We start from the raw sequence: 22023 nt of genomic DNA on the forward strand, positions 1-22023 counted from the left end.
TCTCATGGGTGAACTCGACGACACCGTTGCCGTCATCACCGGCGCCGCGCGCGGCCAGGGACGCAGCCATGCCGTCGCGCTCGCCGAACAGGGCGCTGACATCATCGCCGTGGACATTTGCGCTGACATCGAAGCGATTCCGTACGCGCTGGGTACCAGCGCCAACCTCGACAAGACGGTACGGCTGGTCGAGGAGACCGGACGCAACGCGATACCCGTCGTCGCCGACGTGCGCGACCTTCAGCAGCTGCAGGCCGGGGTGCAGGCCGCTATCGATGAACTCGGCGATATCGACATCGTCATCGCCAACGCCGGTGTGGTTGCGATGGGCGACACCCAGATCGATTCCGAGCCGGTGTTCAACACGATTGTCGACACCAACCTCAAAGGAGTCTGGCACACAATGCTGGCCACGGTGCCCTCCATCATTCGCAAGGGCCGGGGCGGTTCGGTGGTCTTGATCAGTTCGTCGCAGGGCCTCACCGGGCGCGGCGGTGACGGCAGCGCGGCGATGTTCGCCTATGCCGCATCCAAGCATGCGGTGGTGGGTTTGATGCGGTCGGCGGCGAACGCGTACGGGCCGCACAAGATCCGGGTCAACTCGATCCACCCGGGCGGAGTGGCGACGCCGATGATCATCAACGACTTCGTGATCAACCGGATGACGGAGAACCCCAACCCGGCGGTCACCCAGACGTTGTTGCCCGATGTGCCGCTGGTCGAAGCGCAGGACGTCACGGCCGCGGTGCTCTGGCTGGTCAGCCCCGGGGCGCGTTACGTGACGGGCGTCTCGATCCCTGTGGACGCCGGGCACGTCGCCATGTGACGGTTCGCCAGAAACACCGCCCGGCTCCGCGGAAGCCGGGCGGTGTCGCATCAGTGCTCACTGACTCTGGTGAATCCCGTCATTCACCGAGCCGATGCGCTGCTCGGCGAGCCAACCCAGCACGTCGTCGGCGATCTCGCGCCAGCCGTTGTCGACCACCAGGGAATGGCCGCGGTCGGCGTACTGCTTGAGGTCGGTGACCGCCGCCGAATCGCCGTACAACTTATATGCGGCGCGCGTCACGACATCGGGCACAGTGTGGTCCTGCTGTCCCGAAATGATCAGCAGCGGGCCGCGGGATGCGTTGGCGGTATTGACTTTCGCGGGCGAGTTCCGGTGGAAGTTCGCTGAAGCGGCTTCGAACAGCGGCCGGGCCGGGGAGGGGATGGTGTAGCGGTCATACAGCGCGTCGGACTCGGCCTCGTCGATGGCATTGCCGAAACCGTAACGGAACTGCCTGGCCGTCAACGACACTGCCCGTTTTTTGTTCAGCGGGTTGCCGAGAACCGGGAAACTGGAACGCAATTGGGCCAACGGAAGCGGCTTGACGCCTTTGATCTGGGCCGGGTCGATTGCGACGGCTGCGCGGGCGTAGCCCAGGTCGAGCAGTTTCTGCGCGATCAGGCCGCCGAACGAATGCCCGACGACGACCGGGGGCTCCGGCAGCGCTGCGGCGATTGCCGCGAAATGCTGCACGACCGCGTCGATGCCGAAGTTGGCCACCCGTTCCGGATGCTCACGTGCCTCGGTGACGGTGGCGGGTTCGTTCGGCCAGCCGGGTGCGACGACGTCGTATCCGTGCCGGGCGAACAGGTCCATCCAGGGCCGCCAGGAGTCGGCGTGCAACCACAGGCCGTGGATGAAGAGGACCGGAGTTTTGGACATTTCGCGTGTCTCCTTGGAGTGCGTCATTTTTGTTGGACGCTCATATCAACATCGCCGGTGCCAGGCCCGGATCTGTCGAATGACTTAACGCGGCAAAGTTAGGTATCCGACTGCGCAGTCAAGTCGTCGAGGGCTTGACGGAGCCCGGCGCGCCGGGCGATGCCCAGCTTGGGGAAGATGCGGTACAAGTGCGCCCCGACGGTTCTGGGCGACAGATACAGCCGGTCGGCGATCTCCCTGTTGCTCAAGCCCGCCGCCGCCAACTCCGCGATGCGCAGCTCCTGTGCGCTCAACTCTTCACCTTGCAGTCGTCGGGTGGTGGAGCCGGCCGCGCGCAACTCCGCGGCGGCGCGTTCGGCCCACGGTGCGGCGCCGATTTGGGCGAAAGACGACCGGGCCGCCTCGAGGACCGGTGCGGCATCTCGGTAGCGGCGTTGACGCCGCAGCCACATCCCGTAGGCCAATCGTATGCGTGTGTGTTCGAATGAAAACCGTTCGGCAGCAGGGTGTTTGGCCGCCTCGGCGAACTTGCGGTCCGCATCGTCGTCGGCGGCGGTCATCGCCGCGGCACCCGCGCACAGCAGCCCCAGCCGCGGCGAAATGTCGGGCAGCCCCAATGTCTGCGCCGCCGTCACGTGCCGGCGGGCATCGTCGATCCGGTCGACGTGCACGGCCGCTTCGACCAAGTCCATCAGCGTGTCGAGGGCGTGATGTGAATAGTGCGGGATAACACCGGGCTCGGCAATCTCGGTCGCCGTCGCGTACGCGGCCTGGTAATCACCGTCGGCGAGCGCGCCGATCAATACGGCGCGTTGGCAGTAGCCCAGCAGTAAGCCCAAGCCCCGTGGCCTGGCCCAGGCCGCCACCGCCGCGGCGAGGTCCCGAGCGCGTGCCGTCTCACCCTTGCCGGCCGCGAGCAGCGCCGAGAACACCCGGAACTGCTGTTCGTAGGTCTCGTGCCGGTGCGTGACGGTCAACTCCAGCCCGCGACTGACCGTTTCTTCTGCCTGTTGCCACTGACCGGTCTCCATCTGGTCGAGCAGCAGCATGTGCAGCATCGTCATCGCGTTGGTGACCACACCGTCGTTTTGTTCGCGGTCGAACAGCTCGCGGATCACCGAGCGGAAATCCCCCAGCATCCCGGCGTAGAAACCGGCCACCGCCAGTCGCATCACGTCCCAAGGCTGCAGGTCGGAAAGCCGCAGCAGCTGGTCGGTTAGCCGCTGTTGGACCGTCTCGCCACGGTAGGCGAAATCGCCCCAGGCGTCTCGGTAGATCAGGGACAACGGGTCGATCCGGTGCGCCACCGAGTCGACGATTGCGTCGGTCTGATCCCAGCGGATCCGGTTGCCCGCGTACTGGCTGATCGCCAGCAGCACGTTGACCGCCCGGGTGAGCGTCGCGTCGTCGAGCGCGGCGACGGCGCCGGCGTCGCGTAGCGCTCCCATCAGGCGGCGATGACCAGCGACGACATCACCCTGCAAATACAGCTCTACGTAGGCCGCCGTCATAGCGCTGTTGACGCGGCCGACGGCGCTGGCACCATCCGGCTGCTGCGACGCCAGCTCGACGGTGACCTCGAGCTGGCCCGCCTGGCCGGCGACGAACGCCGCCTCGGCCATCAGCTCCGCCCGGCGGGCGGGTCGCTTGCTCAGCTCCGCGGCCCTGCGCAGCAGTCCGACGGCCGACCTCGCCCCGCCGCGGCGAATGCTGAGCTCGGCGGCGTGTACAAGCTGGTCCGCGACCGTTTGGTCCGGATCCACGGTGGCCACCGACAGGTGCACCGCCCTGCGCAACGGGTCTTTGGTGCACTGCGCAAGGTATGCATGGGCGGCCCGGCGCTCGTTGGGTGTGGCCTGCTGGATCACGGCGGTCCGGACCAGAGGATGGCGGAACACGGGCTCGCCGTCTGCACCTATGACCAGCAGTTCATGCTCGGTGGCGGCCTCAACGCCGCGCATGACGTAGCAGCCCGAGTGCGTGCCGCCAGCTCCGGCACCGTCGAGGGCAGCTCGCAGCAGCTCTTGGCGGGTGTGTTGGTCGAGGGGGCCGATTCGGGCACCGAAGATCGCCTGCAGACGGTCGCTCAGTGCGATCCCTGCCGGCGCGGTGCCATCCTCGGAGTGGCGCACCTGGCGAGGAAGCTCCTCGAGGGCGAGCGGATTGCCCGCCGCCTGCTCGAGCACCGCGCGCTCAGCAGAAACCGTCAAGGTGTCCGGAAGCGAGCGGAGGAACTCCCGCGCGGCCTGGTCGTCCAACCCGGCCACATCAAGGGTTCGCCATCCGGCGCGATTCAGGACCGTCGGCGTGTCCGAGCGGCACGCCGCAATGAGCCGAACGCCGGGTTGTCGCAGTCGCTGCGCCGCGATCGACACAACCGTCGCGCTCAACTCATCCAGCCAGTGCGCGTCGTCGACCACGATCAGGACCCGCTCCCTGCTGCCGGCGAGCGTCAGCACGTCGAGCAGGGCCGTGCCCATCGCCAGGGTCGACGGAGGATTGGCGGTGTCGTGCCCTAGAGCAGGGCCCAGGGCCGCCGCCGCATCCCCGCCGAGTTCGGCAACCAAGTCGCGATATGGCAGAACCAGCTGACTCAGCCCGGCCAGCGGAATCGACGACTCGAACTGCACGCCCCGGACCTGCTGCACGCGCCATCCGGCTGCACGGGCCGTAGCAGCGATGACGTCGAGGAGGGCGGTTTTGCCGATGCCGGCGTCACCGCGCAGCATCATGGCCGCGTGTTCACCGTCCAGGAAGCGCCGCAACTCGGCGAACTCGCGGTCACGGCCGAACAGTCGGCGCGCAGCGGAATCCACAGCAGGATTATCGCGCCTGCCGGCGGAATCGTCGGACGGTCAGAGCGGGGCCCGAAACGTCAGCCGCAACGTCAGCCGCGGGTCACCTTGCCGGCCTTGATGCACGAGGTGCACACGTTGAGCCGCTGCTTGTTGCCGCCGGGACGGGTCACGGCGTGCACGGTCTGGACGTTGGGGTTCCACCGGCGGCTGGTGCGGCGGTGGGAGTGCGACACCGACTTACCGAAGCCGGGGCCTTTCCCGCAGATATCGCACACAGCGGCCATGGTTCGAACTCCTCAAGTCTGTCTGGGGCCCGGCGACGCCTCGTGGGTCTGCCGAACGAGCCGGAATAGCCCAGGCTAGCCCAGGCCGTCCCAGGATACCGACTGTGGTCGTCAACCACCAAAACGGCACCGCGCCGAACAGCGCGATCACCTGTGCTGTCGCAGCCGGTCGCTAGGCTCGTGTGCCGGTGCGGACCGAGGCTACGCTGGCGCGCAATCGGGGCCCCATGAGCGGCAGAGGAGGTGGGGTCGGGTTGAGTACTTCGGATCGTCCGTTGGACGGCCTGGCCCTGCGAGACTGGGCGCACACGGTGGTCAGTGACCTGATCACGCACATTGACGAGATCAACCGGCTGAACGTGTTCCCGGTCGCCGACTCCGACACCGGGGCGAACATGCTGTTCACCATGCGTGCGGCGCTGGCCGAAGCCGATGCGGGCGACGTCGCCGGCGTCGTCGACGTCGCTGGTGTCGCGGCGGCGCTCTCGGCGGGGGCAGTCAAGGGCGCCCGCGGGAATTCCGGGGTCATCCTCTCGCAAATCCTGCTCGGCATCGCCGACGTCACCGGGAACGTGGTCGCCGAATCCGGTGGCCAGCTGACCGTGATCGACGCCGCGACCTTCGGCTCCGCCCTGTGGCGTGGTCTCGACCTGATCGTCGCGTCCATGGGCGGTGAGGAGGTGCCGGGAACCATCGTCTCGGTGCTGCGAGCGGCCGCCATGGCCGTCGAGCAGTGCGCCGCCGCCGGCGAGACGCTCGCCCGCGCGGTTATCGACGCCGGCGACGCGGCGGTGGTCGCGCTGGAACGAACCCCCGAGCAGCTCGACGTGCTCGCCGACGCCGGTGTGGTGGACGCCGGGGGCCGCGGCCTGCTGGTCCTGCTCGATGCGCTGCGATCGACGATCACCGGACACGCCCCCGCGCGGCCAGTCTACGAGCCGTCACCGGCGGCACAGCAGGCCGACCCCGGGACGCGGCGGCCGGCTCCGCAATTCGAGGTGATGTACCTGCTGGCCGAGTGCGCTGCCGAGGCCGCGGACACGCTCCGGGAACGGCTCGGCGAGCTCGGGGATTCGGTGGCGATCGCGGCCGCGCCCGAGCATCGCTACTCGGTGCACGTGCACACCGACGACGCGGGCGCGGCGATCGAGGCGGGCCTGGCCGCCGGACGGCCCAGCCGGATCGTGGTTTCCGCGCTGAGCGCCGGCATCTCCGGCCTGGGCGCCGGCAGCTGGACCCGCGACCGTGCGGTGCTGGCCGTCGTCGACGGAGATGGCGCCGATGAGCTGTTCGCCGGTGAAGGCGCCTTCGTGCTTCGGCCGGGACCCGACCAGGATCCGGAAGCTGCCGTGGGCATCAGTGCCCACCAACTGGTGCGCGCCGTCGTGGACACCGGCGCCGCCCAGGTGATGGTGCTGCCAAACGGGTATGTCGCTGCCGAGGAGCTGGTCGCCGGTTGCACCGCGGCGATCGGCTGGGGAGTCGACGTGGTCCCGGTGCCTACCGCGTCGATGGTCCAGGGGCTGGCGGCGCTGGCCGTGCACGACCCCGGTCGCCAAGCCGTCGATGACGGCTACACGATGGCCCGGGCCGCGGGCGGCGCCCGGCACGGATCGGTGCGGATCGCCACCGAGACCGCCTTGACCTGGGCAGGCACCTGCAAGCCGGGGGACGGTCTGGGCATCGCCGGCGACGAAGTGCTGATTGTGGCGGAGGATGCCGCGGCGGCGGCGATTGGCCTGCTCGACCTGCTGTTGGCTTCCGGTGGCGATCTGGTGACGGTCCTGGAGGGCGCCGCGCTGGACGGCGACGATGCCGAGGCCATCCAGACCGTGCTGGAAGGCCACATGCACGATCGCCATCCGGGCAGCGAGTTGATGGTCTACCGCACCGGCCACCGTGGTGACGTGCTGCTGATCGGGGTGGAGTAGTGGCCACGCTCGACGATCGGCTCGACTACCTGTTGACCGACAAGACGATCAAACTCCTCGACGAGGAGTTCGGCATCTGCACCGTCGGTGAACTGCTCCGGCATTACCCCCGCAGCTACTTCGAGGGCGCGTCCCGGCTCGGCGCCGAGGACCAGCGCCCGGAACCCGGCGAGCACATCACAATCGTCGACGTCATCACCGCCACCGCGACCGGGTGGATGCGACAGAAGGGGCCGAAAGGCAAGCCGAGGCAATGGCTGCGCATCACGCTCGGCAGCGGCCGCGGCAAGGTGACCGCCACCTTCTTCAACGCGGATTACCTCAAGCGGGACCTCACCGAGCACACCAAGGTGATGCTGTCCGGCGAGGTCGGTTACTACAAAGGCGCCATGCAGCTGACCCACCCGGCGTTCCTGCTGATGGACAAGCCCGGTAAGAACCGCGGCACCAATTCGCTGCGTAACATCGCCGACGCGTCGCAGGCCGTCAGCGGCGAGGTCGCGATGTCGGAGTTCGAGCGCCGGTCATACCCGATCTATCCGGCCAGCACCAAGCTGCAGAGTTGGGACATTTACCGCTGTGTGCGGCAGGTCGTCGACATGCTGGATCCGGTCGCGGATCCGTTGCCCGCGGACCTGCGCGCCGAGCTCGGCCTGATCTCCGAGGACCAGGCACTGCGCGACATTCACCTCGCCGAGGAACCCACCGAGCGCGAGCGTGCGCGCGAGCGTCTCACCTTCGACGAAGCCGTCGGACTGCAGTGGGCGCTGGTGTGCCGCAGGCACGGCGAGTTGTCCGAGTCGGGGCCCCCAGCCCCGCCGCGGCCCGATGGTCTGGCGGCCGAGCTGCTGCGGCGGCTGCCGTTCTCGCTGACGGTGGGACAGCGTGAAGTGCTCGATGTGCTGTCCGACGGGTTGGCCAGCACCCGTCCACTCAACCGCCTGCTGCAGGGCGAAGTGGGCTCGGGCAAGACCATCGTCGCGGTGCTGGCCATGCTGCAGCTGGTCGACGCGGGTTATCAGTGCGCGCTCTTGGCGCCCACCGAAGTGCTTGCCGCACAACACCTGCGTTCGATCACCGACGTGCTGGGGCCGTTGGCGATGGCGGGCCAGCTGGGCGGTGCCGACAACGCGACCAGCGTGGCATTGCTCACCGGGTCGATGTCGGCGGCGCAAAAGAAGCGGATCCGCGCGCAGATCGGCAGCGGGCAGGCCGGCATCGTGGTCGGTACCCACGCGCTGCTGCAGGACGCCGTGGAATTTCACAACCTGGGCATGGTGGTCGTCGACGAGCAACACCGCTTTGGTGTCGAGCAGCGAGATCGCTTGCGCGCCAAGGCGCATGCCGGGATCACGCCGCACCTACTGGTGATGACCGCGACGCCCATTCCGCGCACCGTCGCGCTCACCGTCTACGGCGACCTGGAAACACTGACGCTGCGCGAACTTCCGCGCGGACGTCAGCCGATCAACACCCAGGTGATCTATGCGTGGGACAAGCCGGCCTGGCTCGAACGCGCGTGGCGACGCATCCACGAGGAAGTCGCCGCGGGTCGGCAGGTCTACGTGGTGGCGCCCCGGATCGATGAGAACGACAACGCCGGCGAAGAGGGCGGCACCAAGCCGGCAATCACCGCCGAGGGACTTTTCCAGCGGTTGCGCGCCGGAGAACTCGCCGGGCTGCGGCTGGCGCTGATGCACGGACGGTTGTCGAGCGACGAGAAGGATGCTGCGATGGCGGCCTTCCGGGCTGGCGAGGTCGATGTGCTGGTGTGCACCACCGTCATCGAGGTCGGCGTCGACGTCCCCAACGCCACCGTGATGCTGATCATGGACGCCGACCGGTTCGGCATCAGCCAACTGCACCAACTGCGCGGGCGGATCGGACGGGGCGAGCATGCCAGCCTGTGTCTGCTGGTGAGTTGGGTGTCGCCGGACTCACCGGCCAGTCGGAGACTGAATGCGGTGGCGGCGACCATGGACGGATTCACCCTCGCCGACCTCGACCTGGACGAGCGTAAGGAAGGAGATGTGTTGGGCCGCAACCAGTCCGGCAGGCCGATCACCTTGCGGCTGCTGTCACTGGCCAAGCACCTCGCCTATATCGAGGCGGCCCGGGAATTCTGTGTCCGAGCGCACGGCGAAAACCCGGGAGATCCCGGATTGAATTCTTTGGCAGCGCATTTCGTCACAGACGATCGCGTCGAATACTTGGACAAGTCGTGACCCGCAAGCGGCTTTGGTGGCTGGCCGCAGTAGCGACGCTGGCCCTGGTGGTCGCCTACCAGACCGTCGGCTCGACGGTGACCAGGCACGCCGACGAGTTCGCCGCCCGGGCAGACATCCCGACCGTGCAGCCCGGGGTCGACGTGCTCGCCGGTGTCGCGGTGGTGCCGCGGCGCAACCATCGTTTCGACTACCGTCGCTCGGCGTTCGGGGACGCCTGGGACGACAACAACGATGCGCCGTTGGGGCACAACGGTTGTGACACCCGCGACGACATCCTGGCCCGCGATCTCGTCGACGTCACCTTCGTTTTCACCAAGCGCTGTCCCAACGCGGTGGCGACCGGCACTCTGCACGACCCCTACACGAACGCGGTCATCGCCTTCCAGCGCGGTGCCAAGATCGGCGAAGCAGTGCAGATCGACCACATCGTGCCCCTGGCGTACGCCTGGGACATGGCCGCGGCGAGTTGGCCGGCCCGGCTGCGGGTGAAGTTCGCCAACGACCCGGGCAACCTGCTGGCCGTGCAGGGGCAGGCCAACCAGGACAAGGGCGATTCCCCACCGGCGCAGTGGATGCCACCCAACGGAGCGTTCGCGTGCCAGTACGCGATGCAGTTCATCGCCGTGATGCGCGGCTACGCGCTGCCGCTCGACCAGGCCTCCGCCGACGTGCTTCGCCAGGCCGCAGGCACCTGCCCGCCGGCCTGACTCGCAGCGAAGCGCCGCTAGCTGCCGGCGTAGGTCAGCGGGTCCGGGCGCAGCCGGGTCCCGTCATTTAGCCCGTTGAGCGCATCCACGTGCTCCGCCGCCAATTCGAAATCGAAGATGTCCAGGTTGCCGGCAATGTGCTCGGGCTTTGCGGAGCGGAACACCACCGAGTTGCCCAGCTGCACGTTCCACCGCAGCAGCACCTGTGCCGGCGTCTTGCCGTATTCACCGGCGACCGAGGTGACCGCCGGGTTGTCGTTCAGTTTGCCCAGGGCCAACGGCGTGTAGGACTGGGTGACGACTTCGTGCTGGGCGTTCGACTTGCGCAGCTCGTCTTGGTTCAGCAGCGGATGCAGCTCGATCTGATTGACCGCAGGGGTGACGAAGGTCAGGTCGATGACCATCGACAGGTGCTCTTCGGTGAAGTTGGACACCCCGATGGAACGGGCAAGTCCATCACCGCGGGACTGGATCAAGCCGCCGAACGAGTCCACGTACTTGCCCACCGTGGGTGCCGGCCAGTGGATCAGATAGAGGTCGACGTAATCCAGGCCGAGGCGCTCCAGGCTGGCCTTGCAGGCGTCTTGCGATGCGGCGAAACCCTGGTCCTCGGTGGCCAGCTTGGTGGTGACGAACAATTCCGCGCGGGGAATGCCGGACGCCGCGATCGCACGCCCCACCGCGGCCTCGTTGCCGTAGGCGGCGGCGGTGTCGATGAGCCGGCAACCGGCCTCCAGCGCGGCGGACACCGCCCGTTCGGTCTCGTCTTCCGACAATTCGGCGACGCCCAGCCCTAAAACCGGAATCGTGTTCTCGTCATTGAGGGCAATGGACGGTATGTCGGCGCCCGACTCGCCAGTCACGTGGTCTCACCTACCTGGTTGAAGTGAAAGTTCTCGGATCAGGACCAAGCCGCGTTCCGTCGTCCAGCGAGGAGATCGACGCCATTTCACTGGCACTGAGTTCGAAATCGAACACGTCGAAGTTGCTCGCAATCCGCGCGGGGTTAACCGACTTGGGAATCACGATATTACCGAGTTGGATATGCCATCTGATCAACACCTGCGCTGGTGTCCGGCTGTGATCTTCGGCGACGGCGGTGACGGTTGGGTGGCTCAGCAGCGATCCGCGCCCCAGCGGAGACCACGCTTCGGTGGCAATACCCAGGTGGGCGTGCACTTCTCGCAGCTCCTGTTGCGTAAGCCGTGGATGCAACTCGATCTGATTGACCGTCGGAACGATTCCCGTCGCGTCGATCAGAACCATCAGGTGCTCGGGCTCGAAATTGCTGACCCCGACGGATTTGACCCGGCCCTGATCGCGCAGGCTCGCAAACGCCTTGAAGGAGTCCACAAATTTGTTCAGCTGCGGCTGCGGCCAATGAATCAGGTACAGGTCGAGATAATCCAGCCCGAGACGGTCCATGCTGGCGTCGAACGCCCGTAACGTGCTGTCGTAGCCCTGGTCCGGATTCGCCAGTTTGGTCACGACGTAGAGTTGGTCGCGGGGCACGTCGGAGTTGGCGAGCGCGCGCCCGGTCTCCCGTTCGTTTAGGTAGGCCGCCGCGGTGTCAATATGCCGATAGCCGGCGCGCAGTGCGGCACTGACCGCCTGCTCGGTATCCGTCGGTTCGATCTTGAAGACGCCGAGGCCGATGACGGGAATCGAATTGCCGTCGTTTAGCGTGACGAGGGTTTTTTCAAGGGAGCGGCCCATGACGAAAAGTCTGCCAGGCGCGGCGGAAGTCCAATCCGGAGCGACGCGCGCACCGATCGGGTGGATGACTCGCGTCCAGAACACCGTCACAGGTGCCGGCGTGAAGGTCATTCCGCTGATTCCGTCGGCCGCCAAGCGGCTGCTGACCCGGGGCCGCTCGGTGATCATCGACGGCAACACCCTGGATCCGACGTTGCAACTGATGCTGACCGGCCTGCGCGCCGTCGGCATCGACGGCCTGGTGGTCGACGACGATCCCAGCACCTCCCGCGACCTGATGCACCAGAACATGGTGGACATGCCAGGTCCGCAGATCCACGTCGAGGTGAGGGAGCTGTCGCTGGCCGGACCGGCGGGAGACCTGCGGGCACGGCACTACCGGCCGACCGAGGGCGCCGACGGTGCGCCGTTGCTGGTCTTCTATCACGGCGGCGGCTGGGTGATCGGCGATTTGGACACCCACGACGCGCTTTGCCGCCTGACCAGCCGCGACGCGGGCATCCACGTCCTGTCCGTCGATTACCGGTTGGCGCCGGAGCATCCGGCACCGGCGGCGATCGAGGACGCCTATGCCGCCTTCACATGGGCCAGCGAACACGCCGCCGAACTCGGCGCGGCGCCCGGGCGGGTTGCCGTCGGCGGGGACAGCGCGGGCGGCAACCTGGCGGCCGTCGTGAGCCAACTGGCCCGGGACAGCGGTGGTCCGGCGCCGGTGCTGCAGTGGCTGCTCTACCCGCGCACCGACTTCACCGCGCAAACCCGGTCGCTGAGCCTGTTTGCGCGCGGGTTCCTGCTGACCAAGCGCGACATCGACTGGTTCACCGCGCAGTACCTGCGCAAGTCCGAGATCGATCTGACCGATCCTCAGGTGTCGCCCGCGCTGGCTGAGTCGTTGGCCGGGTTGGCGCCCGCCCTGATCGCGGTCGCCGGGTTCGATCCGCTACGCGACGAGGGACAGGACTACGCGACCGCGCTGCGGGCCGCCGGTACCGCCGTGGACCTGCGCTACCTGGGCTCGCTGACGCACGGCTTCGCGAACCTGTTCCAGCTCGGCGGTGGCAGCGCCGCGGGAACAAAGGAGCTGATCTCGGCGCTGCGTGCGCACCTGAGCCGGTGCTGACCGGCCTTCACCAGTGCCGTCGGTACTCTAGAGGCGCCTGAACCCCGCCCGGGGTACAGCCAACACACGTGAGGATCACTGTGGCCGACAAACCCAAGCGCCCAGCGCGACTCGACCTGCAGTCCGGCGACGGCAAGTTCGGCCGGCTCATTCAGATCGGCGGCACCGCGGTGATCGTGATCTTCGCGGCCGTGCTGGTGTTCTACATCGTCAACTCGAACCACAAGAAGGCCGTCGGGGGCCAAGAGGGTGCGGTCCGGGTGTCGTCGAGCAAGTTGGTCACCGACGCCGGCAAGCCCAAGGCTTTGGTGTCGTTCTACGAGGACTTCCTGTGCCCGGCCTGCGGCAACTTCGAGCGCGGTTTCGGTCCGACGATCTCCAAACTCATCGACATCGGCGCGATCGAAGCCGACTACTCCATGGTGACCATCCTGGACAGCCCGCGCACGGACAACTACTCCTCACGCGCGGCCGCGGCGGCCTACTGCGTCGCCGACGAGTCCATCGAGGCGTTCCGGCGTTTCCATTCGGCGCTGTACAGCGAAGGCATCCAGCCGTCGGAGACCGGAACGAAATTCCCCGACAACGCCCGGCTGATAGAACTCGCGCGCCAGGCCGGCGCAGCGGGGAAGGTGCCCGACTGCATCAACAGCGGCAAGTACATCTCCAAGGTCACCGGTCTCGCGGGGGCCAACAACATCCGCGCAACCCCGACGGTCAAGATCAACGGGCAGGAATACGAGTGGTCGACACCCGATGCGCTGGTCGCCAAGATCAGGGACATCGTCGGCAACATTCCCGGGATGGACGACGCCGCGGCTACCGCGAAGAGCTGACCGCGTGTCGGCTGACCCTGCCCCCGAAACGGCCCCTGAAACCGACCTCTGGGTGCCGGCCCGCAGCGCGTGGTGGGTGCTGATCGCCGGCGCGATCGGACTGCTTTCCTCGATCACGCTGACGGTCGAAAAGATCGAACTGCTGCGGAACCCGTCCTATGTTCCGTCATGCAACATCAACCCGATCGTTTCGTGCGGTTCGGTGATGGTGACGCCGCAGGCATCGCTGTTCGGCTTCCCCAACCCGCTGCTCGGCATCGCGGGCTTCACCGTGGTGGTGGTCACCGGCGTGCTGGCCGTGACGAAAGTGCCGTTGCCCCGGTGGTATTGGGTGGGACTGGCCGTCGGAGTGTTGCTCGGCACCGTCTTTGTGCACTGGCTGATTTACCAGAGCCTGTACCGCATCGGGGCCCTGTGCCCGTACTGCATGGTGGTATGGGCCGTCACCATCACGTTGTTGGTGGTGGTGTTGTCCGTGCTGGTGCGGCCGGTGATCCGGGATCGGACGGCGGTGCGGCTGCTCTTCTCGTGGCGGTGGTCGCTCGTCACGTTCTGGTTCACCGCGGTGATCCTGCTGATCATGGCCCGCTTCTGGAATTATTGGTCGACACTTCTAAGTTAGGGGCCGGCCGTGTTCTCCAAAGTGCTGGTGGCCAACCGCGGCGAAATCGCCATCCGGGCGTTCCGCGCCGCCTACGAGCTGGGTATCGGCACCGTCGCCGTCTACTCGTACGAGGACCGCAACTCGCTGCACCGGACGAAGGCCGACGAGTCCTACCAGATCGGTGAAGTCGGCCATCCGGTGCGGGCGTATCTGTCGGTGGACGAGATCGTCGAAACGGCGCAGCGTTGTGGGGCCGACGCCGTCTATCCCGGCTACGGATTCCTCTCGGAGAACCCGCAATTGGCGGCGGCATGCGCGGCCGCGGGCATCATCTTCGTCGGGCCCGGCGCCGACGTGCTTGCGCTGACCGGCAACAAGTCCCGTGCCGTCGCCGCGGCGCGCGAAGCCGGACTGCCGGTCCTCGAGTCGTCGGCGCCCTCGGCTTCGGTGGACGACCTGGTGGCGGCGTCCGAAGACATGCAATTTCCGTTGTTTGTCAAGGCGGTCGCCGGCGGCGGCGGTCGCGGCATGCGCCGGGTCACCGACAGCGCCGCGCTGCCAGAAGCGATCGAGGCGGCCAGCCGGGAGGCCGAGTCCGCATTCGGGGATCCCACGGTGTATCTGGAACAGGCCGTGCTGCGACCGCGTCACATCGAGGTGCAGATCCTGGCCGACAACCACGGCAACGTGATCCATCTTTATGAGCGGGACTGCAGCGTGCAGCGGCGTCATCAGAAGGTGATCGAACTGGCGCCCGCCCCGAACCTGCCCGCGGAATTGCGCGAGCGGATCTGCTCGGATGCGGTGGCTTTCGCACGCCATATCGGCTACAGCTGCGCCGGCACGGTCGAGTTCCTGCTGGACGAGAACGGCGCATACGTCTTCATCGAGATGAACCCGCGGATTCAGGTGGAGCACACCGTCACCGAGGAGATCACCGACGTCGACCTGGTGTCCAGTCAGCTGCGGATCGCCTCGGGGGAGACGCTGGACAACCTCGGCTTGACGCAGGACGCCGTCCGCCCGCACGGCGCCGCGCTGCAATGCCGCATCACCACCGAGGATCCGGCCAACGGATTCCGGCCGGATACCGGGCGGATCAGCGCGTTGCGCACGCCCGGCGGCGCGGGTATCCGGCTCGACGGCAGCACCAACCTCGGCGCCGAGATCTCCGCGCATTTCGACTCGATGCTGGTCAAGCTAACCTGCCGCGGGCGGGATTTCCCGACCGCGGTGAGCCGGGCCCGACGGGCCATGGCGGAGTTCCGGATCCGCGGCGTCTCGACGAATATCTCGTTCCTGCAAGCGGTTCTGGACGATCCGGACTTTCAGGCCGGTCACATCACCACCTCGTTCATCGACGACCGGCCGCAGTTGCTGACCGCGCGCACCTCGGCGGACCGCGGCACCAAGATCCTGAACTACCTGGCCGATATCACCGTCAATCAGCCGCACGGTGCGCGGCCGTCGACCGTGTATCCCCAGGACAAGCTGCCCGAGGTCGACCGGGAGGCGGCGCCGCCGTCCGGCTCCAAGCAACGGCTGGTCGAGTTGGGCCCGGAGGGTTTTGCGCGGTGGCTGCGCGAGTCGCCGGCGGTCGGGGTCACCGACACCACCTTCCGCGACGCGCACCAGTCGCTGCTGGCCACCCGGGTGCGCACCAGCGGATTGATGATGGTCGCACCGTATCTCGCGCGCACCATGCCGCAGTTGCTGTCGGTCGAATGTTGGGGTGGCGCAACCTATGACGTGGCGCTGCGGTTCCTCAAGGAGGACCCGTGGGAGCGGCTGGCCGCGCTGCGGGAAGCGATCCCCAACATCTGCCTGCAGATGCTGCTGCGGGGCCGAAACACGGTGGGGTACACGCCCTATCCGGAGATCGTCACGTCGTCGTTCGTCGAAGAGGCGACGGTCACCGGCATCGACATCTTCCGCATTTTCGACGCACTTAATAATCTCGACTCGATGCGGCCGGCCATCGACGCGGTACGCGAAACCGGTTCGGCGATAGCCGAAGTCGCGATGTGCTACACCGGGGACCTGTCCGATCCCGCGGAGCGCCTGTACACCCTGGACTACTATCTCCGGCTGGCCGAGGGGATCGTCGAAGCGGGTGCGCATGTGCTGGCGATCAAGGACATGGCCGGGCTGCTGCGGGCACCGGCCGCCCACACTCTGGTCAGCGCGCTGCGGAGCCGCTTCGACCTGCCGGTGCACGTGCACACCCACGAACACCCCGGGTGGGCAGCTGGGGAGCTACGTGGCGGCGTGGCAGGCCGGGGCGGATGCGGTCGACGGCGCCTCGGCACCGATGGCGGGCACCACCAGCCAGCCCGCGCTGAGTTCGATCGTGGCCGCAGCCGCTCACACGCCGTATGACACCGGCTTGTCGCTGGCGGCGGTGTGCGCGCTGGAGCCCTACTGGGAAGCCTTGCGAAAGGTGTACGCGCCCTTCGAATCCGGGCTGCCCGGGCCGACAGGGCGGGTGTACCACCACGAGATCCCGGGCGGGCAGCTGTCCAACCTGCGGCAGCAGGCGATCGCGCTCGGACTGGGGGACCGGTTCGAGGAGATCGAAGAGGCATATGCGGGCGCCGACCGGGTGCTGGGCCGGTTGATCAAGGTCACGCCATCGTCGAAGGTGGTGGGCGATCTCGCGCTGGCGTTGGTGGGTGCGCAGGTGAGCGCCGACGAATTCGCCGCCGAGCCGGCGCGATTGGACATCCCGGAATCGGTGCTGAGTTTCCTGCGCGGCGATCTGGGCGATCCGGCCGGAGGATGGCCGGAGCCGCTGCGGTCAGCCGCGCTGGCCGGCCGCGCTCCGGCCAAGCCGGATCCGGAGCTCAGCTCGGACGACGAGAACGCGTTGTCGGCGCCGGGGCCCAAACGGCAGGCGGTGCTGAACAGGTTGTTGTTCCCCGGGCCGACAAAGGAATTCGAAGAGCATCGGGAAACCTACGGTGACACCTCGCAGTTATCGGCCAACCAGTTCTTTTACGGACTGCGCCAAGGCGAAGAGCACCGGGTGAAGCTGGAGCGCGGCGTCGAGTTGTTGATCGGGCTGGAGGCCATTTCCGAACCGGACGAGCGCGGTATGCGCACGGTGATGTGCATCATCAATGGTCAGTTGCGGCCGGTGCTGGTGCGCGATCGCAGCATCGCTAGTGCCGTTCCAGCGGCGGAGAAGGCTGACCGGGGCAACCCCGGGCACGTCGCGGCGCCCTTCGCCGGGGTGGTGACGGTGAGCGTGTCCGAGGGCGATGAGGTGAGCGCGGGGGACACGATTGCCACCATCGAGGCCATGAAGATGGAAGCTCCGATCACCGCGCCCAGTGAGGGCACCGTGGAGCGCGTGGCGGTATCAAGCACCGCTCAGGTAGAGGGTGGGGATCTGCTGGTGGTGTTGAGTTCGCCGCAGGCGGGTGGTAAGCCCTGACCCGAATCATCGGCGGGGTGGCCGGCGGCCGGCGTCTCGCGGTCCCGCCGAAGGGGACCAGACCGACCACCGATCGGGTGCGCGAGTCGCTGTTCAACATCTTGACGGCGCGGCTGGATTGCACGGGTTTGGCCGTGCTGGATCTGTATGCAGGTTCGGGTGCGCTGGGGTTGGAGGCGCTTTCCCGCGGGGCCGCGTCGGCGCTGTTCGTCGAGTCCGACCCGCGCAGCGCGGCAGTGATAACCCGCAATATCAAGGCCGTGGATCTGCCGGGCGCCACGGTACGCAGAGGCATGGTGTCGACGGTGCTGGCCGGCGGGACGGCGGCGCCGGTGGACCTGGTGCTGGCCGACCCGCCCTACGACGTCGATAGTGCGGAGATAAACGCTGTCCTTGTCGCGTTGAGTGCGCACGGCTGGGTGCGAGCGGGAACTGTTGCGGTGGTGGAGCGCGGTGTGGGGAGCCCGTGGCTGACTTGGCCGAGCGACTGGTCGGTGTGGCCCGAGCGGGTGTACGGCGACACCCGTCTGGAGCTGGCTGAACACGACTGAGTGCCGGTGCTAGCGTTTTCACCCATGGGCGCCGCTCCTCCGCATCACTTCGTTCTGCATCGTCGCGGGCGCGGCCTATGAGCGGCGCGGTTTGTCCCGGGTCTTTCGACCCCGTCACCCTGGGCCACATCGACGTGTTCGAGCGCGCTGCCGCCCAATTCGACGAGGTGGTGGTGGCCATCCTGGTGAACCCCGCCAAAAAGGGCATGTTCGACCTCGACGAGCGGATCGCGATGATCGAGGAGTCGACGACGCATCTGCCCAACCTGAAGGTGAAGTCGGGCCAAGGTCTGGTCGTCGACTTTGTCCGCTCTTGTGGGATGAACGCCATCGTCAAGGGTCTGCGCACCGGTACCGACTTCGAGTACGAGCTGCAGATGGCGCAGATGAACAAGCACGTGGCCGGTGTGGACACCTTCTTCGTGGCGACCGCCCCGCGCTATTCGTTCGTTTCGTCGTCGTTGGCCAAGGAGGTCGCGATGCTCGGCGGCGACGTGACTGAGCTGCTGCCCGAACCGGTGAACCGTCGACTGCGGGAACGGATCGCTGAGCGGTAGCCACTAGGTCAGCTGGATGTAGTGCGCCGGGTTGATGGTGTTTTCGCCCGACCATCGGTAGGCGGTTATCGCGCCGCCCTTGGCCACGCTGAAATCCACGCAGGCACAGTGCGCGGTCCAATCGCGTGCCTGCTGAGGCTTGCCGCGCCGCCAATAGTGGCCGAAGAACACCGGAACGGTGTCGCTGTATACGAAGGACCGTTCCTTTGCATCGACCTCGATGTCAGGCAGCGCCGGGTAGGGCTTGCCGTCCTCGGTCGTGTAATTGCTTGCTATCTCGGCGATTTCACGCAGCGTCGTTGCGCCGTCATCCCACCATCGGATTCGGGCGCTGTCGCGTAAGTGTCCGTCCTTGTCCTGGTAGGCAGGCTGCCCATGGGCGGTGAGGCTGATCTCCGGCCCTTTGAGCAGGATTTCAACGCTCGTGTAGAGCGGATCACCTTTCGCGGAAGCTCTCACGAACTGATCCGGGTGTCGGAATCGGTTCGAACCTAGTTGTCCCGCAACATATCCGATCGACTCGCCGTGCCAGCACGCGTGCACAACCCGAATGTCGCCGAGGTCCAGCCACAGGGGCAGCGTTGCGAACCAATGTATGTAATCGGTGCGCTGTTTGAAGGTGAGCTGCTTGAGAAACGCCTGGTGCTGGTGCGTGTTCTTCTTGGTGCGCCTTCGCAGGTAACGACCGGTGTTCTCCGGATCCCTGGTGGCATAACAGATCGCGTTGAATTCGTGGTTGCCCATGACAATCTGGGCGCTACCGGTGTCCACCATCGGCTTGACGAGCTCGAGAACGCGGAGCTGTTCGCTGCCTCGGTCGACCAGATCACCCACGAAGATCGCCTGCCGCTCGGGATGCCGGTAGGCGCCCTCGCGGACCCGATAGCCGAGTTCCGCGAGGAGACCCTCCAGCTGCGAGGCGCAACCATGGACATCCCCGATGATGTCGTAGCCCTGCATGACTCGATCTTCGCATCTGGGTCTGACGCGTTTCTGCCCATGAAAAACGGACCCGGTCCGGTGGGGGACCAGGTCCGTTGTTATCGCCCGGACTAGCTGGGGTCGAAGCAGGTGTAGAAGGTCTGCGTCGCGTAGTCGTAGCAGGTGTACGTGCCGTACTCGGGCAGGTGGTTCGGGGCGGCGTTGGCGGTGCCGGCCCCAAAAGCGGCCAGGCCGATCGCGGAAGCCAACAGTGACATCCCGGCGAGGGCACGGATGCGGGTGGTGGACATATTTGGTACCTCGTCTTTCGTGTCGTTGCGGTTTGGTGGGCGGCGGTTGCCGTTGCAGAAACAATGACGGCGGCAGCTTGACGAAACCTTCTGGGATCCTTGGCGAGTGACCTACCAGTGCGAGCAGACGCAGAATCGCACGAAACGAAGCGTTTGCGTGCGATTGTGCGTCTGCTCGCCCGCAAAAAAGCCGGCTCGCACAAAGGACACGGCGCGCACCCGAATCCTGAGACGCCGCCCCCGCAAAAGAGTTACCGTCCTTCCAAGAACAACGATGTTCTACGGGATCGGGGACGCCATGTCGGAAACCGTGCTGATTACCGGCGCTTTCGGTTTGGTCGGATGCGATACCGTGCGGCGATTTGCCCGGGACGGCTGGCGGGTGGTGGCCACCGCTCACCGCCGGGCCGACGTGGCGCTACCGCGCGGGGTGGAAACTCGTTGGACCGATCTGACCGATCCTGAATGCGTCGATGGCCTGGTCACCGAGGTTTCACCCGATGTGATCGTTCACCTGGCCGCGGTGATTCCGCCGCTGACCTACCGCTACGCGCGATTCGCTCGCAAGGTGAACGTGGATGCCACCGCCGCTCTGGTGCGGGCCGCCGAGAGCCAGCCGAATCCGCCCCGGTTCCTGCACGCCTCGAGCGTCGCAATCTACGGCTCGCGTAACCCTTACCGCCACGCCGACCTGCTCGATGTGGACACGCCGCTGCGGCCATGTGAACTCTATGGAGGCCACAAGCTCGAAGCAGAACTCTTGGTCCGGTCGTCAACCCTGGATTGGGTGGTGCTGCGGCTCGGCGGGGTCCTCAGCGTCGACCCCGTTGCCATGCCCTTCACCCCCGACATCGTGTATTTCGGTAGTGCGTTGCCGACCGACGGCCGGGTGCACTGCGTCGATACCCGCGATGTCGCAGCGGCTTTCGCCGCATGCGCGGATAAAGACGTAGTCGGGCAGATCCTGCTGATTGCCGGTGATGACACACATCGGTTGCGGCAGGGCGGGATTGGGTCGGCGATGGCGGCAACTCAGGGCATGGTCGGCTTGCTGCCGCAGGGGCGGCCCGGCGATCCGGACAGTGACGACGACTGGTTCCCCAATGATTGGATGGACGTTTCCCGCGAGCAAAGGTTACTGCGTTTCCAGCAACATCCATGGCCGGATATGCTGGCCGAGATGTCCGCACGGGCTGGCTGGAAGCGCACTCCGAGACGGCTTGTCGCGCCACTGGCTCAGCAGCTCGTCAAACACCATGGGGCATATCGCAATTCGCCCGGTCGGTATGCCGGCGTCTGGGAAGCACTCCGCGCACGATTCGGTGAAACGGCGGTGGAAGTCGTCTCCTAGAAGACATCCTAGAAGACAATCGTCTGGTTGTTGTGCACGATGACGCGGTCCTGACAGTGCCAGAGCACCGCCCGGGACAACACCGCGCGCTCGACGTCAGCACCGACACGCACCAGGTCGTCGACGGTGTCAGTGTGGCTGACGCGCACCACATCCTGTTCGATGATGGGTCCCTCATCGAGAATTGCGGTGACATAGTGGGCGGTCGCGCCAACGAGTTTGACGCCCCGCTCGCGGGCGCGCTTGTAAGGGGCTGCGCCGATGAAGGCGGGCAGGAACGAGTGGTGAATGTTGATGAGTGGGCAGCCGATCGCGGCGAGAAAATCCGGGGTGAGTATCTGCATATATCGGGCCAGGACGACCAGATCGACGTTGCCACTGAGCAATTGGAGTTGACGCTGCTCGGCTTCGGCGCGTGTGTCGCGGGTGGCGGGAATGTGGATGAATGGCACCCCGAAGGGCCGGACCCGCTCGGCCAGATTTGGATGGTTGGCGATCACCATCGCGATCGACATAGGGAGTTCCCCGCGCCGATTGCGCCACAACAGATCCAGCAGGCAGTGGTCTTCCTTGGATGCCATGATTGCCACCCGCTTGGGATTCGCGGCCTCGGTGAATCGGTAGTCGATGCCGAATTTTTCGGCCACCGAGTTGGCGAAGTCACGTTCCAGCCCGTCGATTGCCGCGGTGAGCCCGGGTAGATGAAATATCGCCCGCTGCAGGAAGGTGCCGTCCTCCGGTGCGGTGGAATGCTGATCCAGCGAGATGATGTTCGCGCCGGCATTGGCGAGGAAGGCGCTCACGGCCGCGATGATTCCCGGCCGGTCGTGGCAGCGCAGCAACAAGCGTCCGATGTCGGCGGGTGGCGGCGGGCCGGCGGGTCGTACCGGGAAGTCGCCGGGTTCGCTCGGCGGTGACATGCTCGACCTCCCTTCGCCGGGAAATGACGCAGGACACGATA

General features: G+C 66.6%; 18 protein-coding genes and 1 pseudogene. 11 read left to right on the forward strand and 8 right to left on the reverse strand.

Annotated elements, in window-relative coordinates; genetic code table 11:
• Nucleotides 1-4: 4 nt before the first annotated feature.
• A complete protein-coding gene (locus tag BN972_RS07230) occupies nt 5-826 on the forward strand; it encodes a mycofactocin-coupled SDR family oxidoreductase (protein ID WP_036354520.1) in 822 nt (273 codons plus the stop codon).
• Between the two features lie 57 nt (nt 827-883).
• Here the strand turns inward: BN972_RS07230 and BN972_RS07235 are convergent, their stop codons facing one another.
• The 3 genes from BN972_RS07235 to rpmB form a co-directional block, all read right to left on the reverse strand.
• Nucleotides 884-1711 (reverse strand): alpha/beta hydrolase, encoded by an 828-nt coding sequence (locus BN972_RS07235; protein ID WP_036356853.1) that lies wholly within the window; start codon nt 1709-1711, stop codon nt 884-886.
• Nucleotides 1712-1809: 98 nt separating this feature from the next.
• Nucleotides 1810-4527 (reverse strand): AAA family ATPase, encoded by a 2718-nt coding sequence (locus BN972_RS07240; protein WP_036354523.1) that lies wholly within the window; start codon nt 4525-4527, stop codon nt 1810-1812.
• 71 nt (nt 4528-4598) lie between these two features.
• The gene (gene rpmB / locus BN972_RS07245) at nt 4599-4793 is read right to left on the reverse strand and encodes a 50S ribosomal protein L28 (RefSeq protein ID WP_036354526.1); all 195 of its coding nucleotides are present in this window, start codon (nt 4791-4793) and stop codon (nt 4599-4601) included.
• A gap of 227 nt (nt 4794-5020) precedes the next feature.
• Here rpmB and BN972_RS07250 point away from each other — a divergent pair, with 227 nt between their 5' ends.
• The 3 genes from BN972_RS07250 to BN972_RS07260 are packed head-to-tail and all read left to right on the forward strand — an operon-like array spanning nt 5021 to nt 9659.
• Nucleotides 5021-6724, forward strand: coding sequence for a DAK2 domain-containing protein (locus BN972_RS07250; RefSeq protein WP_051545321.1), 1704 nt, complete (start codon nt 5021-5023; stop codon nt 6722-6724).
• Nucleotides 6724-8949, forward strand: coding sequence for an ATP-dependent DNA helicase RecG (gene recG / locus BN972_RS07255; protein ID WP_036354530.1), 2226 nt, complete (start codon nt 6724-6726; stop codon nt 8947-8949). Before BN972_RS07250 ends, recG begins: the two co-directional genes overlap by 1 nt.
• Nucleotides 8946-9659 carry an HNH endonuclease family protein gene (locus BN972_RS07260; RefSeq protein ID WP_036354533.1) on the forward strand — a complete coding sequence of 238 codons (714 nt, stop codon included), beginning with the start codon at nt 8946-8948 and terminating at the stop codon, nt 9657-9659. Before recG ends, BN972_RS07260 begins: the two co-directional genes overlap by 4 nt.
• Nucleotides 9660-9676: 17 nt before the next feature.
• Here the strand turns inward: BN972_RS07260 and BN972_RS07265 are convergent, their stop codons facing one another.
• On the reverse strand, nt 9677-10522 hold the full coding sequence (locus BN972_RS07265; RefSeq protein ID WP_036354535.1) for an aldo/keto reductase: 846 nt from the start codon (nt 10520-10522) through the stop codon (nt 9677-9679).
• A 10-nt stretch (nt 10523-10532) separates the two neighbouring features.
• Complete coding sequence (locus tag BN972_RS07270) at nt 10533-11375, reverse strand: aldo/keto reductase (RefSeq protein ID WP_036354537.1); 843 nt, start codon at nt 11373-11375, stop codon at nt 10533-10535.
• Here BN972_RS07270 and BN972_RS07275 point away from each other — a divergent pair.
• From BN972_RS07275 to coaD, 6 genes and pseudogenes are all read left to right on the forward strand, one after another.
• The gene (locus BN972_RS07275) at nt 11374-12495 is read left to right on the forward strand and encodes an alpha/beta hydrolase (protein ID WP_036354539.1); all 1122 of its coding nucleotides are present in this window, start codon (nt 11374-11376) and stop codon (nt 12493-12495) included. The two genes, BN972_RS07270 and BN972_RS07275, sit on opposite strands and share 2 nt — an antisense overlap.
• 80 nt (nt 12496-12575) lie before the next feature.
• On the forward strand, nt 12576-13331 hold the full coding sequence (locus BN972_RS07280; protein ID WP_036354542.1) for a DsbA family protein: 756 nt from the start codon (nt 12576-12578) through the stop codon (nt 13329-13331).
• Nucleotides 13332-13335: 4 nt separating this feature from the next.
• On the forward strand, nt 13336-13953 hold the full coding sequence (locus tag BN972_RS07285) for a vitamin K epoxide reductase family protein (RefSeq protein ID WP_036354545.1): 618 nt from the start codon (nt 13336-13338) through the stop codon (nt 13951-13953).
• A gap of 9 nt (nt 13954-13962) precedes the next feature.
• A pseudogene (locus BN972_RS07290) lies at nt 13963-17371 on the forward strand (pyruvate carboxylase).
• The gene (gene rsmD, locus BN972_RS07295; RefSeq protein WP_036354548.1) at nt 17368-17922 is read left to right on the forward strand and encodes a 16S rRNA (guanine(966)-N(2))-methyltransferase RsmD; all 555 of its coding nucleotides are present in this window, start codon (nt 17368-17370) and stop codon (nt 17920-17922) included. Before BN972_RS07290 ends, rsmD begins: the two are co-directional and overlap by 4 nt.
• Nucleotides 17923-17999: 77 nt before the next feature.
• Nucleotides 18000-18479, forward strand: coding sequence for a pantetheine-phosphate adenylyltransferase (coaD, locus tag BN972_RS07300; protein WP_036354550.1), 480 nt, complete (start codon nt 18000-18002; stop codon nt 18477-18479).
• 3 nt (nt 18480-18482) lie between these two features.
• Here coaD and BN972_RS07305 read toward each other — a convergent pair whose 3' ends face one another.
• Both BN972_RS07305 and BN972_RS07310 read right to left on the reverse strand, forming a co-directional pair.
• On the reverse strand, nt 18483-19439 hold the full coding sequence (locus tag BN972_RS07305; RefSeq protein ID WP_036354553.1) for a metallophosphoesterase: 957 nt from the start codon (nt 19437-19439) through the stop codon (nt 18483-18485).
• A 92-nt stretch (nt 19440-19531) separates the two neighbouring features.
• Nucleotides 19532-19711: a hypothetical protein gene (locus BN972_RS07310; protein WP_036354555.1), complete on the reverse strand. Its 180-nt coding sequence runs from the start codon at nt 19709-19711 to the stop codon at nt 19532-19534.
• Nucleotides 19712-20009: 298 nt separating this feature from the next.
• Between BN972_RS07310 and BN972_RS07315 the strand changes: the two genes are divergently transcribed.
• A complete protein-coding gene (locus BN972_RS07315; RefSeq protein WP_036356856.1) occupies nt 20010-21062 on the forward strand; it encodes an NAD-dependent epimerase/dehydratase family protein in 1053 nt (350 codons plus the stop codon).
• Between the two features lie 8 nt (nt 21063-21070).
• On the opposite strand, the gene purU is transcribed toward BN972_RS07315, so the two are convergent.
• Nucleotides 21071-21982, reverse strand: coding sequence for a formyltetrahydrofolate deformylase (gene purU, locus BN972_RS07320; RefSeq protein WP_036354558.1), 912 nt, complete (start codon nt 21980-21982; stop codon nt 21071-21073).
• Between the last annotated feature and the right edge of the window lie 41 nt (nt 21983-22023).

The organism is Mycobacterium asiaticum DSM 44297, assembly GCF_000613245.1.
In the GTDB taxonomy this organism is placed as follows: domain Bacteria; phylum Actinomycetota; class Actinomycetes; order Mycobacteriales; family Mycobacteriaceae; genus Mycobacterium; species Mycobacterium asiaticum.